Annotated in this window: 13 protein-coding genes; 5 read left to right on the top strand and 8 right to left on the bottom strand. The window is 63.5% G+C overall.

From position 1 onward, the window contains the following. Positions 1-3: 3 nt before the first annotated feature. Positions 4-3243, top strand: a complete 3240-nt coding sequence (locus HWY05_RS10305; protein WP_176058234.1) for an efflux RND transporter permease subunit — start codon at positions 4-6, stop codon at positions 3241-3243. Beyond that, positions 3240-4805, top strand: coding sequence for an efflux transporter outer membrane subunit (locus HWY05_RS10300; RefSeq protein WP_176058233.1), 1566 nt, complete (start codon positions 3240-3242; stop codon positions 4803-4805). The genes HWY05_RS10305 and HWY05_RS10300 overlap by 4 nt, the downstream gene beginning before the upstream one ends. 24 nt (positions 4806-4829) lie before the next feature. Here HWY05_RS10300 and HWY05_RS10295 read toward each other — a convergent pair whose 3' ends face one another. Then, complete coding sequence (locus HWY05_RS10295; RefSeq protein ID WP_176058232.1) at positions 4830-5033, bottom strand: hypothetical protein; 204 nt, start codon at positions 5031-5033, stop codon at positions 4830-4832. A gap of 432 nt (positions 5034-5465) precedes the next feature. Here HWY05_RS10295 and HWY05_RS10290 point away from each other — a divergent pair, with 432 nt between their 5' ends. Further along, complete coding sequence (locus HWY05_RS10290; protein ID WP_244146590.1) at positions 5466-6338, top strand: glutamate/aspartate ABC transporter substrate-binding protein; 873 nt, start codon at positions 5466-5468, stop codon at positions 6336-6338. Between the two features lie 79 nt (positions 6339-6417). On the opposite strand, the gene HWY05_RS38250 is transcribed toward HWY05_RS10290, so the two are convergent. The 4 genes from HWY05_RS38250 to HWY05_RS10270 all read right to left on the bottom strand — a co-directional run bounded on the left by HWY05_RS38250 (position 6418) and on the right by HWY05_RS10270 (position 10742). Next, complete coding sequence (locus tag HWY05_RS38250) at positions 6418-6864, bottom strand: hypothetical protein (RefSeq protein ID WP_244146563.1); 447 nt, start codon at positions 6862-6864, stop codon at positions 6418-6420. A gap of 2 nt (positions 6865-6866) precedes the next feature. Beyond that, positions 6867-8321, bottom strand: coding sequence for a phosphatase PAP2/dual specificity phosphatase family protein (locus HWY05_RS10280; RefSeq protein WP_176058230.1), 1455 nt, complete (start codon positions 8319-8321; stop codon positions 6867-6869). Beyond that, a complete protein-coding gene (locus HWY05_RS10275; RefSeq protein WP_176058229.1) occupies positions 8318-10081 on the bottom strand; it encodes a bifunctional alpha/beta hydrolase/class I SAM-dependent methyltransferase in 1764 nt (587 codons plus the stop codon). The genes HWY05_RS10280 and HWY05_RS10275 overlap by 4 nt, the downstream gene beginning before the upstream one ends. Before the next feature lie 64 nt (positions 10082-10145). Next, a complete protein-coding gene (locus tag HWY05_RS10270; RefSeq protein WP_176058228.1) occupies positions 10146-10742 on the bottom strand; it encodes a CDP-alcohol phosphatidyltransferase family protein in 597 nt (198 codons plus the stop codon). A gap of 239 nt (positions 10743-10981) precedes the next feature. Between HWY05_RS10270 and HWY05_RS10265 the strand changes: the two genes are divergently transcribed. Beyond that, positions 10982-11611 (top strand): lysophospholipid acyltransferase family protein, encoded by a 630-nt coding sequence (locus tag HWY05_RS10265; RefSeq protein ID WP_176058227.1) that lies wholly within the window; start codon positions 10982-10984, stop codon positions 11609-11611. Between the two features lie 36 nt (positions 11612-11647). Next, complete coding sequence (locus HWY05_RS10260; RefSeq protein WP_035550036.1) at positions 11648-12580, top strand: phosphatidate cytidylyltransferase; 933 nt, start codon at positions 11648-11650, stop codon at positions 12578-12580. 47 nt (positions 12581-12627) lie between these two features. Here the strand turns inward: HWY05_RS10260 and HWY05_RS10255 are convergent, their stop codons facing one another. From HWY05_RS10255 to HWY05_RS10245, 3 genes are all read right to left on the bottom strand, one after another. After that, positions 12628-14250, bottom strand: coding sequence for a TIGR04222 domain-containing membrane protein (locus HWY05_RS10255; RefSeq protein WP_176058226.1), 1623 nt, complete (start codon positions 14248-14250; stop codon positions 12628-12630). A 404-nt stretch (positions 14251-14654) separates the two neighbouring features. Beyond that, positions 14655-15746: a hypothetical protein gene (locus HWY05_RS10250; RefSeq protein WP_176058225.1), complete on the bottom strand. Its 1092-nt coding sequence runs from the start codon at positions 15744-15746 to the stop codon at positions 14655-14657. Between the two features lie 263 nt (positions 15747-16009). Next, positions 16010-16390: a hypothetical protein gene (locus HWY05_RS10245; RefSeq protein WP_176058224.1), complete on the bottom strand. Its 381-nt coding sequence runs from the start codon at positions 16388-16390 to the stop codon at positions 16010-16012. Positions 16391-16538 lie beyond the last annotated feature (148 nt).

Genomic DNA, 16538 nt, shown 5'->3' with positions numbered 1-16538 from the left:
GCGATGAACCTGTCCGAACCGTTCATCGCGCGTCCGATCGCGACCGGGCTGCTAGCGATCGGTATCGCGCTGTTCGGCGCGCTGGCGTTCAAGCTGCTGCCGGTAGCGCCCTTGCCCGAGGTGGATTTCCCGACTATCAGCGTGCAGGCTACGCTGCCGGGCGCGGACCCGAACACCGTCGCCACCTCGGTCGCGACGCCGCTGGAGCGCCAGTTCGGCCAGATCTCCGGCATCACGCAGATGACCTCGGTGAGCTCGCTCGGCGCGACCCGTATCACGATGCAGTTCGATCTGAATCGCGACATCAACGGCGCCGCGCGCGACGTGCAGGCCGCGATCAGCGCCGCGCGCACCAACCTGCCGGCCAATCTGGACGGCAACCCGACCTACCGCAAGGTCAATCCGGCCGACGCGCCGATCCTGATCGTCAGCCTCACTTCCGACTCGGCGACGCGCGGCCAGCTCTACGACGCGGCGTCGACCGTGCTGCAGCAGAAGTTGCTGCAAACGCCGGGCGTCGGCGATGTCACCGTGGGCGGCGGCGCGCTGCCCGCGGTGCGGATCGAACTGAACCCGGACCGCGTGAATCACTACGGCGTGAGCCTCGAACAGATTCGCAGCGCGATCGCCACGGCCAACGTCGATCTGCCGAAAGGCTCGGCCGCCGTCGGGCCGTTGAAGTACAACCTCGGCGCGAACGACCAGCTCTACAACGCCTCCGACTACGCGCCGCTGATCGTCAAGCAGAGCGGCAACGACGTGGTGCACATCTCCGATCTCGGCTATGTGCGGCAAGACGTAGAGAATCTGGAGAACTACGGCCTGTCGAACGGCAAGCCGGCGGTGCTGCTGATCGTCTACAAGCAGCCGGGCGCGAACGTGATCGACACGGTCAACAACGTGAAGGCCGCGCTGCCGTTTCTCGAAGCGTCGATCCTGCCGACCATCAACCTCAACATTCTGATGGACCGCACGTCGACGATCCGCGCGTCGCTGCTCGACGTCGAGATCACGCTGGCGATCTCGGTGCTGCTGGTCACCGCGGTGACCTTCGCGTTTTTCCGCAACTGGCGCACCACGCTGGTCCCCGCGATCGTCGTGCCGCTGTCGCTGCTCGGCACTTTCGGCGTGATGTACTTTCTCGGCTTCAGCCTGAACAATCTCTCGCTGATGGCGCTGACCATCTCGACCGGCTTCGTGGTCGACGATGCGATCGTGGTGGTCGAGAACATCATGCGTCACATGGAGCGCGGCGAGCCGCCCATGCAGGCGGCGTTGACCGGCGCGCGCGAAGTGGGCTTCACGGTGCTGACCATCAGCGTCTCGCTGATCGCGGTGTTCATTCCGCTGCTGCTGATGGGCGGGATCGTCGGACGGCTGTTCCGCGAGTTTTCCGTGTCGTTGTCGGTGGCGATCATCATGTCGATGATCATCTCGCTGACCGTCACGCCGATGCTCTCCAGCATCGCGTTGCGCAGCACCGGCCAGGCGCACGACTACAACGAATACCCCAATTCGCGCTTTCACCGCTTCTATGCGCGCACGCTGGGTTGGGTGATCCGCCATCCGGTGCTGATGGGGATCGTGACGATTCTGGTGCTGGCGCTGAACGTGCTGCTGTATATCGTGATTCCGAAAGGCTTCTTCCCGCAGGAAGACACCGGGCGCCTGATCGGTCAGGTGCAGGCGTCGCAGAGCATTTCGTATCACGCGATGCAGCAGAAATTCCTCAAGATCAATCAACTGGTGCTGAAGAATCCGAACGTGCAGGCGGTGGGCGGTTTTGTCGGCGGTTCGAATTCGGTCAATACCGCGCTGCTGTTCGTCACGCTCAAACCGCTCGGGCCGCGCAAGGCGAGCGCCGATCAGGTGATCGCGCAGTTGCGCCGCTCGCTCGCCAATATTCCCGGCGCGCGGCTGTTCCTGCAATCGGCGCAGGACATTACCGTGGGCGGCCGGCAAAGCGGCGCGCAATACCAGTTCACGATGACCGCCGACGAGCAGACCGATCTGGACAAATGGGTGCCCAAGGTGGTCGCCGCCATGCACAAGCTGCCGATGCTGCAGGACATCAACACCGACCAGCAGGACAACAGCATGCAGGCGAGCGTGGTCGTCAATCGCGATACGGCGGCACGGCTGGGGGTCAATTTCGCGTCGATCGATCAGGGCCTGTACGACGCGTTCGGGCAGCGCCAGGTGTCGACCATCTACAAGTCCGCGAACCAGTATCACGTGGTGATGGAACTCGCGCCCGAGTACTGGACCGATCCGGCCGCGTTGAAGGCGATCTATGTGCCGGCCGGTGCGGCCGCCACCTCGGGCAGCGGTTCGACGGGCGGCGGCACATCCACGGCGCCGAGCGTGGCGACCTCCGCGAACGCGGCGTCCGCTGCGGCGGCGGCGGCCAGCGCGGCGGCCATGGCCGGTCCGGGCAGCCGTACGGCGACGCCCTCCACCGCCGTGCTGTCGAACGGCAACGCGCTGGTGCCGCTGGCCGCGATGGCGCATTTCTCGATCGCGCAAACGGCGATCTCGATCAACCATCAGGGCACCTTCCCGGCCGTCACGGCGTCGTTCAATCTCGGGCCGGGCGCGTCGATCGGTCAGGCCACGCAGCAGGTTGACGAAGCCGTCGCGCAACTCCGCATGCCGGCGAGCATTGTCGGCAGCTTCGCGGGCACGGCGCAGGTATTCCAGCAATCGGTGGCAAGCGAGCCGATCCTGATCGTCGCCGCGCTGCTCACCGTGTATATCGTGCTCGGCATGCTGTACGAGAACCTGATGCATCCGCTGACGATTCTGTCGACGCTGCCCTCGGCCGGCGTCGGCGCGCTGATCGCGCTGCTGGTCACCAATACGGAGTTGTCGATCATCGCGCTGGTCGGCGTGATCCTGCTGATCGGCATCGTCAAGAAGAACGCGATCATGATGATCGACTTCGCGATTACCGAGGAACGGCAATCCAATCTGCCCGCCGAACAGGCCATCACGCGCGCCTGTCTGATCCGTTTTCGCCCGATCATGATGACGACCAGCGCGGCCATTCTCGGCGCGCTGCCGCTCGTGTTCGGCTCCGGCTACGGCTCGGAATTCCGCAAGCCGCTGGGCATTTCGATTATCGGTGGACTGATTTTCAGCCAGATGCTCACGCTATATACGACGCCGGTCATCTATTTGTGGCTCGACCGCGCGTACCAGCGTCTGCGCCGTCGACGTCACGGGAAGGAAGCAACATCATGAAGAGCAGAGTGTTGAGCGCGGTTGCGGGCTTGGGCGTGGGGCTGGCGACGCTGTGCATGACCGGCTGCGCGGTCGGGCCGGATTACAGCCAACCCACGGTGGCGATTCCCGCGACGTTCAAGGAAGGCGTGAACTGGCAACGCGCGCAGGCCGATCCGCAAGCGTCGCTGTCCAGCACATGGTGGCAGGTCTATCAGGACGACACGCTGACGGATCTGATCGGCCGCTCGCTCAAGGCGAATCAGTCGATCGCCGCGGCCGAAGCCGCGTACCGGCTCGCGCAGGCCACCGTCGACGCCAACCGCGCGAGCCTCTTCCCCGTGATCACGGCGGGTCTTTCGGCGACGCGTAGCGGCACCGGCAATGGCGCGGCCAGTTCCGGTATCAGCAGCACGACGGGCAGCACCGTGGCCGGCATACGGAATTCGGTCAGCGCCACGGCCACGGCGAGCTGGGAGCCGGACTTGTGGGGCGAAGTGCGGCGCGAGGTCGAGTCCGCGAAAGCCAGCGCGCAAGCTAGCGACGCGCAGTTAGCGGGCGAACGCCTGTCGATCGCGGCCACGCTCACCAACGATTATTTCGCGTTGCGCCAGGCCGATCTGGATATCGACTCGCTGAAACAGCAGCAAAAAATCGACGCACGCATTCTCGACATTACGCGCACCGCGTTTCTGCAAGGCACCGCGTCGAACGACGACGTGCTGACCGCACAAGACACGCTGGAGATCGTGGTCGCGCAATTGCAGACCACCGAAACCTCGCGCGAACAGGACGAGCATGCGATCGCCGTGCTGATCGGCGTGCCGCCCTCCGGCTTCTCGCTGCCGCCGAAAAAGGATTACGCGTTCGCCAATCCCTCGGTGCCGCTGGCGTTGCCGTCGCAATTGCTCGAACGGCGCTACGACGTGGTGAGCGCGGAACGCACGGCCGCCGCCGCGAACGCGAAAATCGGCGCGGCCGAAGCGGCGTTTTTCCCGGTGCTGGATCTGTCGGCGCAAGGCGGCTTCGAGCACAACGCGTTCGCGCACCTGTTCTCGCTGCCGAGCCGCGTGTGGACGCTGGGGCCCGATCTGGCCGCGACGATCTTCGACGGCGGCGCGCGCAGCGCCGCGGTGCGCGAAGCCCGCGCGACTTACGATGAAGATGTCGCGAACTATCGCGGCGCGGTGCTGACGGCGTTTCAGAGTGTCGAGGACAGTCTGTCGTCGATCAATCATTTGCAGCAGCAGGCCGCGGCGTATGGCGAGATCTATCAGCGCAACCAGCAGTTGTTCGCGAGCCAGCGGGCGCAGTTGCTGGCCGGGACGGCGAGCGAGGAAAGCGTGCTGACGCAACAGTTGACGTTGTTGCAGGCGGCGCAATCGTTGACGGATAGTCAGTCGTTGCTCGCGCAAGGGAGCGTGACGCTGATTAAAAATCTGGGCGGTGGCTGGCAGTGGGATGGAGCGCCGGGGAGCAATGCGGGTGCGTCTGGGCCGGTGGTGGCATCAGCGCCGGTGGTTTCAACCTCGACTGCGACTACGGCGTCTGCGTCGGCTGCAACTTCGACTCCGGCGCCCTAGGCGCTGCGCGACCTGGCGCCCGGCTCACTCCTTCTCGCCGCCCTGCAACCGCGCCAGCAACTCGCGCCCCCGACGGGTCAACTGCAGCGTCATTTCATGCGGCTGACGCTGCCGCACTTCGACGAGCGCATACCGGCGTAACGCCAGCACGTCGGGGTCCAACGGCTCGATACGTTTCTCCGTGTCGCGAAACAGCATGAGCGTCGCGAGTTCGTGATGGCTAAGCATCCGGCACCTCCGTTCATCAAAGCGTGGCGATGAGACGATAGTAGTCAGACGCCGCGACAGTTTGGCTACAGACACGTTTCCGCTTCTTACGGGCACGCGGGCTTCGCGGCGGTCAATCCGCCCGCAGGCCCGGCGTGGTGCGCCCTCCGCCGTCGAGCACGCGTAAACCGGCGTAACTCGCCGCGATTCCGGCGGCAAAAAGCTCACGATCGTGCGCAATCCCTCACGATCCGTACCGCGATCTATCGAAACCCTATCGAATTCAAGCGTCGGCCCTTTCCGCCCGCAACGGCTGAAACTCGTCGCACGTAGGGAGTTAACATATGTTGTTATTATTTTGTTTACTGCAACATATGGATCCAGGCGCCATGGCGTGCCGCTAACGATCGTTCGATATCACTGGGGAATGAGATGGTCCGGGAAAAATTGTTGATGCTGGTCGTGCTGGCATCGGCCGCACAGGGCGTGCTCGCGCAAGACGCAACGCCGACCATGACGAAGATTCAAACCAACGGCCTGATTTCGATCGGCCATCGCGAGACGTCGGTCCCGTTTTCCTATGTGGACAGCGACAACCAGGTCATCGGCTTTTCTCAGGACCTATGCAACAAGGTCATCGACGCCGTGAAGGCGAAGACGAAACGGTCCGAACTGCGTGTCCGGTTCATTCCGGTGACGTCGCAGAACCGCATTTCGCTGGTCCAGAACGGCACCGTCGATCTGGAATGCGGCGTGACGACCAACCTTGCCGCCCGGCAAAATCAGGTCGCGTTTTCCGATACGTTCTTCGTGGCCACGACCCGGCTGCTGACGCGCAAAGACTCCGGCATCAAGGATTTTCCGGATCTCGCGGGCAAGACGGTCGTGACCAATCAGGGGACGACGTCCGAGCGCATCCTGAGAAAGATGAACGAAGAGAAGAAAATGAACATGCAGATCATCAGCGCCAAAGACTACGGCGAGGGACGCCTGACGCTGGAAACCGGCCGCGCGGTGGCGTACATGATGGATGACGTTTTGCTGGCGGGGGCGCGCTCGCTAACGGCGAAGCCCGCTGACTGGGTGCTGGTCGGCACGCCGCAATCGTCCGAGGCTTATGGATTCATGCTGCGGAAAAACGACCCTGAGTTCAAGAAAGTCGTCGACGATGCGATGCAGCAGATCATGAAGGGCAAGGAGATCAACGCGATGTACGACAAGTGGTTCATGAAACCGGTCCCGCCGAAGAACCTCACGTTCGACTTCCCGATGAGCGACTCATTGAAAAAGGTCTACGCGAATCCGAACGATACGGCGTTCGAATAAGGGCTGCGAACCGGCGTTGCCCGGCCACGGGTGCGTGTTCGCGCGATTACGACGACGCGTCATTGCGTGCGCGGCCGGTTCAGAACGCGCCGATCAGTGCCGCGACGGCTATGACGAGCACTTGCACGACCGCGAGTATCGTCACCAGCCGGACGAGACGGGCGACGCCGCGCACACGCGCGTCGAGCGTGCGTCCGGCCTTCGTTTCGTCGATCCAGCCGAGCCGCTGCAACGCGTGGTCGAGTGCCGCGAGTGCGTCGTCTTCATTCGTCAACGCGATTGAATGCGCGAGCGTGCTGAACAACCGGCGATCGATCGCGACGCGAATCAACAGCCATAGCGCGAGCACGGCCACCGCGCCGCTCACGCACACCACCGCTACGCACGGCCACGCGCCCAGTGCGAAAGCGAGCGCGAGCCCCACCCAAGCTGCCACCTGAGTGCAGATCGCGACGATCAGTCCGGCGTCGAGCAGGCCGCGCGCCGCGGCGATTTTGAATTGCACGCTGGCGGGTGTGTCGTTCATGATCAAACCTCAGGTCCGGGGCGCGGGTCGCGTGGCGCTTCATGCCGCATTGGCAATCGCCAGTCGATATACCGCTGCAACAGCGCCACGCTCGGCGCCCGCAACACCACTTGCGGACGCGCTTCCCGCAGCAGCGCCAGCGCGGCTTGCGCATCGTTCAACTGCAAATGCGCCGCGAGCCACGCGGCCACCGTCAACGCGCTGCGCGAATAGCCGAGCGCACAGCACACCAGCACCGTATGCCCCTGCTCGCGCAACATCTCGATTGCGGCGACGGCTTGCTGCAATTGCGCGAGCGTCGGCGGCAGCAAGTCGAGTTGCGGCACGCACACATAGCGGATCGCGGGATCGCGCCGGGCCCAGCCGGGCATTTCAGCGGTCAGGTCGACAATCGCGGTGGCACGCGCCAGCCTCGCCTCACGACGCGTCGGCGTACGTCCCACCAGCACCGAGTGACCCACCGGCGACGACGACGCATGACGAAACGTCCACGCGCGCGAGTTGATGAACATGCCGACCACAGTCGGCAGGAACAGCGCGGCGGTCGCCCACGCGAGACCGCCCGCTTCGCTCTTCTGATACAACCCGGCATCCACACGCCAATAGACAATCGCGACGCACAGCACGGCCAGCGCGATCCAGCCGATCAGCAACGCCGCGAACGGCGAATGCGGAATCGTCACGCAGGCGGCAATCAAAAACACCAGGGCCAATGCCGCATAGCGTCGCGCAAGGCGGCGGGCGTGAGCCAGCACGATGGGCATGACCGGTTCGTCGACGGCACGCGAGCGGGACGTTCCATCGCCCCGCCGAAGCGGAAACAGAAACAGCGCGAAGCAGCCCACCGCCGCGCCGGTCGGCACATCGATCACGTGATGCTGATAGGTGGTCAGCACGGAAATGCCGATCAGCGCGAACCAGCCGTGCAGCAGCCCACGCCACGCGCCGCGTGCATGCAACGCATACACGGCCCACAACACCACCAGCAAACCGATATGCAGCGACGGCGCCTGGTTGAACGGCTTGTCGAAACCCGCGAGCAGCGTGAACAGCGCGCCGCTCATGCCACCAGCGGCCGGCCGCTCGAAGCTGAAGCGCAGCGGCCACGCAATAAAGCACACCACTGAGATAACCTGCACCGTCAACAGCCGCTTGACGTGATCGAGCAGTTCATCGCGCCAACGCCACAGAAAAAACGACAGCGCGTACAACAGATCGATCGACCAGTACGGCACGATCGTCCACGGCCAGAAAGGAATGGCATGCTCCCAGCCGAACGCGAACGACGGCACGCTCGCATGCCGTCCGGCCAGCCAGTTCGCGAAGCCATAGGTCGAAAAGAACACGAGACCCATGGCCGCCAGCAGCACGCATTTCAGTGCAAAAGTCGCCGGCCGCGCAGCGGCTGCGTCGCGGGGCCACGCGCTTGCGTCGGTGCGTGCGCCGCTGCTACTCATACGTCCGCGACCCGTTGCGCGACGCTGACGGTGAAGATGCCCCACTCGTCGATACGTTGCGCGATCTTGCGAAAGCCCGCGCTCGCCACCAGCTCATCGAGCTCGGCCTGCGAGCGGCGGCGCATCACCCACGCCGCCTCGCCGCGATGGTTCTTCAGCGTCCGCGCGATGAATTCCAACTGCGGATGCCACGGCTGCCCCGTATAAACCAGGTAACCGCCGGGCGCGACGGAGCGCGCGAGGCCGCCGAGCGAAGCGCGGATCATCGCGTTGTCGCTGAACAGTTCGTATAGCCCGGACACGATGGCAAGATTCGGACGCGGTTCGAGCGCGGCGAGCGCTTCGGCGTCGAACGCGTCGCCTTGTTCGAAACGCGCCTTCGTGCCGAAGCCCTTCTGAATGATCAGCGCGCGGCCGGCCTCGACATTCGGCGGACTGTAGTCGCGCAGCAGAATATGTTCGATGCCGGTTCGGCTCAGTGCGGCCGCGCCAATGGCGTCGAGCACATAGCGCCCGTGCCCCGCGGCGATATCGACGATCCGCACCGGCTGACCTTCGCGCCGAAGACGCGCGATGGCATCGGCGATCAGCGCTTCGATATGAATCTTGCGCTGACGAATGCCGCGCCAGCCGATCGAGTCGAGATAGTTGCGGTCGATCAGCCGGCCGAGCGGCGAACGCCCTTCCGCGCGATTGCGGTACACATAGTCGAGCGACGAGCCGGAATCGAAGCCGCGCTGGAACCCGAGCGCGATCCCCGAAGAGAACCACGACGACAGCCGCAAACCGCCGCGCACCAACGCCCAGTAGGCGCCCACCAACGGTTGCGGCGGTTGTTTCAGGCCTGCGAATTCATCATGGAACGGCCCGCGCTCATGCGCGTCGAGCAACGAGACCGGCGCGCTCGGCGCATCGTATTCCTGTAGCACGAATGCACGAACCGGCGCGATGGCGCGGCTGCGCTCCAACTCACCGAGCGTGTCGTGATGGAAACCGTCGAGCACGATGCGCTCCTTGCGCGCCGAGCTCAGCCGTTCGTAAAACTGGTCCTGCGGCTGCCGGCGCACGACCCAGTCGGCGCCGGAAATCAGCACTTGCGTCGGCACCTTGATCGCGGCGGCGTCGGCTACCACGCGTTGAGCCATGTCGTGCAGATCGAGCAGCATGTTGACCGCGATGGCACGCGCGATCAGCGGATCGGACTGGTAACTCGCGACGCGCTCGGGGTCGTGCGTCAGCAGCTTCGGCTTCACATAGCTATTGACGAAGAAGCGCCCGCGCAGCCTGTACATGAGCCGCAAAGCCGGCAATGCGAGCGGCACATAAAGCTTGATGCTGAAGGCCGGCGCGGCCAGCACCAACGCGCGCAGCGGCGGCGCGTAATCGTGCACCCACGCGGCGGCCAGCACGGCGCCGACACTCTGGCCGATCACCGTCATGTCTTCGATCGCGATGCCGTAGGTGTCGCGGATATGCTCGGCGAACGTCTGAACGTCGCGCACCGACGCCGCCGCGCTCGGACTATAGCCGCGTTCGCCCGGCGAATGGCCGTGGCCGCGCGCGTCCCACGCAAAGAACGCATGCTCGGGCAGATCGAGTTCGTCGACGAGATGCGCCATGCGCGCCGAGTGTTCGTGACCTCGATGAAACAGCAGCACGGCGCCACGGCAACGTTCGCCGGCCACCGGCCAATGGCGGTAGAACAGCGCCTCGCCGTCGTGCGTGACAAAGGTGTGTTCCCCGGCAGTGCGGATCGTCATGGAAGTCCCCTCGAACGTGGAATGGTACTCGCGGCCTGGCTGCGTGCCCCGCCGGGTTTCTGCTTCAGCGCGCCTCGGCGACCCCGTTGCGCACCCGTTGGCCAATCGTCACGAGCGCCAGCAAAACCAGCACGCGCCACAGCCACGTGGCCCACGGCGCGACCGTCAGGCCGAGGCCGATCCACAGGCCGAAGGCGCCGATCACCACCGCGCGATCGCTCTTGCCGAGCGGGCCGTCGTAGCGGCGCGTGGCGCCCGCCAGCGGCCCGATCAACCCCGCGCATTCGACTACCACGGCGGCCAGCGCGAACGCCCAGATATCCGCGGCATTGAATGCGGGAATGGCCAGAAACGGTAAAACGAGTGCGATGTCGGAAATCACGTCGCCTAACTCGTTCAAATACGCGCCGAGCGCGCTCTTTTGTCCGAATTCACGCGCCAGCATTCCATCGACCGCATTGAGCGCCATGCGCAGAAATAGCCAGATCGGAATCAGCAGGAACAGCCGGTAAAAGCCCGCCGCCGCGACGCCGCCCACCACGATCGAGCCGAGCGCTGCCGTTACCGTGACCTGATTGGCCGTTACGCCGCCGCGCGCGAGCTGGCGCACCAAAGGCCGCAGCAGATTCTGGAACTTCGGTTTGAGTGCGTAGACGCTCATATTTATTTAACAGTTCAAACGGGTTGACCGGCCCATACACGAATTGCCCGGAAACGAAATTATCGCGAGCGGTTTTTTCGAGCTATTAGAAACAGCGACATCGTCATTTAAATGGGAGGAAAGGTCAAGATTCACCCTGCTCTTTAAATCGATGTGGTGATCGTCAGAAAAAATCGTCATAATGCCGCGACCGAAACGCCACCGGCGTTCAGAATGGCGCAATCAATGAGTCGGATTCAATGAGTATCTGGCACGCATGGCAACGCGATTGTCTGCTGGGTGTGGTGCGTCTCGTGGCGGGCGCCTATCCGGTCTGGCATCACGGCACACCGAACGCAACGCAGAAGATTTATTTCTCGAATCACACCAGCCACGTCGACACGCTGGCGATTCTCGCCGCGCTGCCCGGCGAGTTGCGCTCACAGGTGCGGCCGGTCGCGGCGCGCGACTATTGGGAGCGCGGCAAGGCCAAGGTGCATATCGCCAATAACCTGCTCAACGTGGTGCTGATCGACCGCAAGAAAGAAGGCGACGGCGATCCGCTGGAGCCGGTGCGCGAAGCATTGCGGCTCGGCTATTCGATCATTATTTTTCCGGAAGGCACGCGCAGCGCCGAGGCCTTGCCGCAGGCGTTCAAAAGCGGCCTGTACCGGCTCGCCGGCGAGTTTCCCACGGTCGAGTTGTGCCCGGTCTATCTGGAGAACCTGCAGCGCATCATGCCCAAGGGCGCGATCTGGCCAGTGCCGCTGATCTGCAAGGTGCATTTCGGCGCCACGATCACGCTGGCCGATAACGAGCCCAAGGCGGACTTTCTGCAGCGCGCACGGGAGCGCATCGTCGAACTTTCGCCGGTAAGCCACGCGGATTGACGGGACTCGCATAACAACAACGGGGAAACACACACGATGAGAACCGCGTTCTGGGAACTCGTGGCCGGCCTGACCGGCTTTCTGGCGATCGCTTCGGTGATCGGCGGCCTGCTCGCCTGGCGCGACGGCGGGCGCAGCACGACCATCGCCAATCTGAATCAGCGGATTCGCGCGTGGTGGGGAATGATCGCGATCATGGCGATCGCGATCGGCCTGGGGTCGACCGCCACTTACATCGTGTTCGCCTTCGTGTCGTATATGGCGCTGCGCGAATTCATCACGCTGACGCCCACTTCGCCGAGCGATCACACCACGCTGTTTATCTGCTTCTTCATTGCCATTCCGGTGCAGTACCTGCTGCTATGGGTGAACTGGTACGGCATGTTCTCGATCTTCGTGCCGGTGCATCTGTTCATCACGTTGTCGCTGGTGTCCGCGCTCACGCAGGACACGCATGAGTTCCTCAGCCGCAGTTCGAAGATTCATTGGGCGTTGATGGTGTGCGTCTACGGCCTGAGTCACGCGCCCGCGCTGCTGATTCTGGATATTCCCGGCTATCAGGGCGAAAACGCGCTGTTGCTGTTCTTCTTCCTGCTGGTGGTGCAGATCAGCGACGTGTTTCAGTACGTGGTCGGCAAGCTGTTCGGCAAACGCAAGATCGCGCCGAAGCTGAGTCCTTCGAAAACCGTCGAGGGGTTTATCGGCGGCGGGCTGCTCGCTACGTTGTCGGGGGCGGCGCTTTACCGGATCACGCCGTTCAGTTTCGGCGCGGCGTTTCTGATGTCGCTCGCTATCGTGCTGGCGGGGTTCGTCGGCGGACTGGTGCTGTCCGCGGTGAAACGCTCGCTCGGGGCGAAAGACTGGGGGTCGATGATCGCCGGACACGGCGGTGCGCTCGATCGCGTCGATTCGATCTGCTTTGCCGCGCCGGTGTTTTTTCACCTGGTGCGGTATCTGTATGTGAATTGAGGGGCCGGTGCGGCTTAGGTCCGGCCTGGTTGCGGCTTAGTTGCGGCTTAGTTGTTAGAGCAACCGCCGCAGCTACTTGAACTGCAACTGCTGGAACTGCTGCAACTGCTCGAACTGCAACTGCTGGAGCTGCACCTGCTGCCGTCGATGCCGCTGCCGGAACTGCTGCTGCTCACCACCGCCGGCACGTTGAGGGCGCGCTCATAGGTGGCCCATGCCGTGCCCGACAGCGCCCCGACACCGAGTAGCGCCGTGCGCCACAGCAGCGCGTCGGATAAACCTGCGTCGTTCGGTGCGCTCTGCTCGCGGGGTTGGGCGGGTTGGCCTGGTTGGCCCGCTTGTTTCTGCTGGCCCTGCTGGCCAGACAGACTCCACGCCACCGCAAAACGCGCGCTGCATTCCGCAAGCGCCTGCTGGCCGCCCTTCGTCGGCCCGCTGCGGCCCAAGCCCGGCAGCCGCTTCATGACGATCACATAGGCAAGCGCAAACAGGATTACGCCGATCACCAGCAGCAAGACCGGCCGGTCACGGCTCATGCCGACGCAAATCTTCGCGAAGCCGAGTGCCGCCACACACAGCGCCAGCGCACGCGCGACGAACAGCAAACCCTCCATGCCGCCGCGCTTCCATAGCCAGCCGCTTTCGATCAACTCCGCGTCGAACGATTTTTCCTGCAGCATCAATTGCGCGCGGAACGCCACGTAATCGGCCCGTCCGTCTTTTCTCGACCGCAACCATTGCCACTCCGACGCATAACGGCCAGCCATGGCGATATTCTCGGCCTTCACGGAGGGCTTTCCGCTCGGGAAAGGCGAAAAGCTGATCGCGCCGGCATCGATTAGCGCGAGCGTCGCGACGCGGGCCATGCGTTGCACACCGCCGGTGAGGAACGCGGCCTGGTCGGGCGTCATCGAGCGGATCGCGTGAGGCGCGCCGTGGACGCCCCATGTGCGTCGACGGTGTTCGAATTTTTGCGCCCAGTAGATCAGTAGCAGAACACCGAAACATAGCGCCAGATAGAACTGCAGGAAGTCTCGTCCCGCGTAGTTCAGGACGTTGAAGTCGATGGTGGTGAAGTCGCCCGCGTACGCGTATGTGGCAACGGCGGCCGTGAGCCAGGCCAGGCCGCTGAGCGGCAAGCGGCGCTCGCGGTAGGTGCTCCAGCGGCGTGCAAGGCGGGTGATGATGTGGTCTTTGTGCTCTTTGTGTGACTTTGCATCGTCCGGCTCCGCAATCTGCACGGCGCTAGCCCGCGACGGCAAACGCGGCCAGACCGCCGCGGGCGGCTCCGTGCCGAACAGGCGCTGGTAGTCGTCGAGCGTTTGTGCGTAAGCCCGCGCATAACCCTCAGCCTCGCCGGGCGAGCCATTGCCCGGTGTGTGATGCAGCGGCACGCCCAACACCTGAACGCAAAAGACGTCCCAGTATTCCCGGGTGTATTCGAGGTGCAGATGCCACGCGGCATCCACCGCTTTGGACGGCGTCGCGACTTGCCCCGTCGACACCGCGAGAAACGTGAAGCGCTTGTATTCGGCGATCACCTCGGCGGTATGGTCGCTCGACCAGCCCTCGCGCTGCGCGAGGCGCACGCTGTACGGCAGCGCGACGTTCGGCGCGTCGAGCGAATACGCGTCGAGGCGTTCGATCAGCGCGCATTGGGCGGCGCTCATGGGCTGCGGCGAGAGCGCGATTGGTGCGATTGGTGCGATTGGTGCGATTGGTGCGATTGGTGCGATTGGTGCGATTGGCGGCGTGACAGCCGGCAACGTAGGGTTTGAATATCGGCGCATGGAATGGTAAAAACCTCGCGGCGCAATCATTCGACAAACACGCGCCGAACTGTTGGGAAATGGCCACCCTCTTAAACTGAAACGAGCACGCCGTTTTTTAAGCCGGTTAATCGCATTGGATTCTAATCGAGTAGAACGCCCGGCGTATAGCGTTTAGATGGCAACGTCAAAGCCGCACTCGCACATGAGGATTTATCCGCTGCGCGATTGTCGAATGAACGGCATCGCACCGCGTCTTTCCGGTTCATATCCGATAGCCCGATTCGCGCAGGCGATCTTTCCCGCTATTGAGTGTGCGGCGACGCGCCAGCCTCGGAAGCCGGCGCCGCATTGTCCTGCGCGGCTCCGCATTGGTGGCAATGCGGAAAGAAGAAGAAATTCCGGCCGAGGCATGCGCATAGATTGAAGAGCTTCAGTCCGCAATGCACGCAGAACGTGGAGTCGTCGCCGCCGAGATTCCATTGTTTGTCGCATGACGGGCAGCGCTTCTTTTCCAGCGAGCGAACCGCCTTGTCATAGCCAATGGCGCGTGCGCGCTCGCCCTGATCCTGCTGCAACTCGATACGCTTGCGCTCGGCGTAGCGCTGGAACGCCCTCATCATGTACAGCCCGGCGAACACGGTCAGCGCGATGCCGACCAGCACCCGCACATAGCCGCCGAAGTCAGGCAGATACGGGACCAGTTCGATAAAAAACGCGCTCAACGCAAACAGGCCGAAACCGTAGACGAACGGCCAGTAACGCGCCTTGCGGTAGCGGATGAACAACCAGATCCCAATCAGCAGAATCGGCAGCGTCAGCGCAAGCCGCAGACCGAACACCTGCAATTCATAGTGCCGCGTCGCCTCGTCGAAGCGGCGTTCGGCTGCCGCGTCCGCATTGGCGCTTTGCGTGTCCAACTGCGCCTGCCTGACTGCCAGCGCGCGTTGCTGGTCGTCGAGCGCATCGATCTGATGCTGCCAGACGATCGCCACCGCCTGCAACGCGTCCAGCTTGCGCGTGCGCGCCTGCAGGTCCGGGTCGCGCGTGCTGTCGCCCGTTACCGAGCGGGTGGCCAGCCAGTTGCGGAAACTTTCTCGCGCGTCCGCGTAGTCTTTGACAGCGCGGCGATGCGCCACCTCGAGCGTTTGCGCCTTCTCATCCAGCGTGTCGTGCTGCGCCTGCAGGTCGCGTTTCGCTGCGTCCAGCCGCGCTTTAGCCGGGACGTCCGCAAATTGCTCGATCGCTGGCGGGCCGCCGCGCGGCGCGAAGGCCATGTCGCGGATCACGAGGCTGCCGAGCATATTCAGAAACACGGCGAACACGATCGCGATCGCCCAGGAAGCGAGTTGCAGGAGCCGCGCCGGACGGGTCAGGCTATCGCTGGAGATTGCCATGGTTGTGTGCCTTTGGAATAGTTTCGACTTTGCACGAGAGAATACCCAACAGTTCTTTCTTCGCCAATGCAAACCCGAAAAATGATGCCCATTAGCACGGAATAAATCGAGTCGGCGTCGTTAAAATCCGTATGCGGCCAGCATTTTTTCATTCGCTGTGAGTACGGCATATTCGCCGGTTACGGAATCGGCAATATCATCCTGGGTTGCGCCGATAAAGTCGCGATAGATAGTCCAACAGGGACGCGGCCGTTAATACGCGATCAGAACTTCGGATGGCACTCGAAATTAACCGACGACCCATGCTCGGTCAGCATCTGCACGCCGCTCACGCTTTCCGTCGTCACGCTGGTCATCATGCCGCGACTCTCGCAATAGTCGCGCGCCTCGCTCATGGCGTGCTCGTGCGCGCGCGCCCAGGCCATCCGGCCGCCGGTCGCGCTGGCGGCCACCGTGTAGGTGCCGGGTTTGTCCGTGGCGACGACGTCGGTTGCCGACGCACACCCCACGAGACTCGCACACGCGAGCGCGGCGGCGATCAGCGCGCGCCAGCCGCTGGACGAGGAATCCTGGGAACCCCGCCCGCCAAACGCAACGGAAGCCGCCTGCCGCTCGGGGCGCCGCTCCGGGACCGTGTTGAACATATATCACCTGCACTTTTTATCCGGTTCATCGAGGATGAAATTATCCGCAATCGCGTGACGAAGATCAGCCTCACCGACTGAAAACACTGTTGCGAGGGGCTTAACAATGTCACCGGATGTAAGTGGAGGTGCAGGCAGGACGGGATCG

Origin of the sequence: Paraburkholderia sp. BCC1876, from assembly GCF_902833695.1 — a bacterium.
In the GTDB taxonomy this organism is placed as follows: domain Bacteria; phylum Pseudomonadota; class Gammaproteobacteria; order Burkholderiales; family Burkholderiaceae; genus Paraburkholderia.
Note: the sequence above shows the minus strand (reverse complement) of the source record. Positions and strands in the feature narration are given on the sequence as shown.

Bases quoted from the DNA above. Each gene is read 5' to 3' on its own strand.
- HWY05_RS10280 (WP_176058230.1), bottom strand. From the start codon at position 8,321: ATGAGTAGCAGCGGCGCACGCACCGACGCAAGCGCGTGGCCCCGCGAC.
- HWY05_RS10245 (WP_176058224.1), bottom strand. From the start codon at position 16,390: ATGTTCAACACGGTCCCGGAGCGGCGCCCCGAGCGGCAGGCGGCTTCC.
- HWY05_RS10295 (WP_176058232.1), bottom strand. From the start codon at position 5,033: ATGCTTAGCCATCACGAACTCGCGACGCTCATGCTGTTTCGCGACACG.
- HWY05_RS10305 (WP_176058234.1), top strand. From the start codon at position 4: ATGAACCTGTCCGAACCGTTCATCGCGCGTCCGATCGCGACCGGGCTG.
- HWY05_RS10270 (WP_176058228.1), bottom strand. From the start codon at position 10,742: ATGAGCGTCTACGCACTCAAACCGAAGTTCCAGAATCTGCTGCGGCCT.
- HWY05_RS10250 (WP_176058225.1), bottom strand. From the start codon at position 15,746: ATGGCAATCTCCAGCGATAGCCTGACCCGTCCGGCGCGGCTCCTGCAA.
- HWY05_RS10275 (WP_176058229.1), bottom strand. From the start codon at position 10,081: ATGACGATCCGCACTGCCGGGGAACACACCTTTGTCACGCACGACGGC.
- HWY05_RS10290 (WP_244146590.1), top strand. From the start codon at position 5,466: ATGCTGGTCGTGCTGGCATCGGCCGCACAGGGCGTGCTCGCGCAAGAC.
- HWY05_RS10255 (WP_176058226.1), bottom strand. From the start codon at position 14,250: ATGAGCGCCGCCCAATGCGCGCTGATCGAACGCCTCGACGCGTATTCG.
- HWY05_RS10300 (WP_176058233.1), top strand. From the start codon at position 3,240: ATGAAGAGCAGAGTGTTGAGCGCGGTTGCGGGCTTGGGCGTGGGGCTG.
- HWY05_RS38250 (WP_244146563.1), bottom strand. From the start codon at position 6,864: ATGAACGACACACCCGCCAGCGTGCAATTCAAAATCGCCGCGGCGCGC.
- HWY05_RS10265 (WP_176058227.1), top strand. From the start codon at position 10,982: ATGAGTATCTGGCACGCATGGCAACGCGATTGTCTGCTGGGTGTGGTG.
- HWY05_RS10260 (WP_035550036.1), top strand. From the start codon at position 11,648: ATGAGAACCGCGTTCTGGGAACTCGTGGCCGGCCTGACCGGCTTTCTG.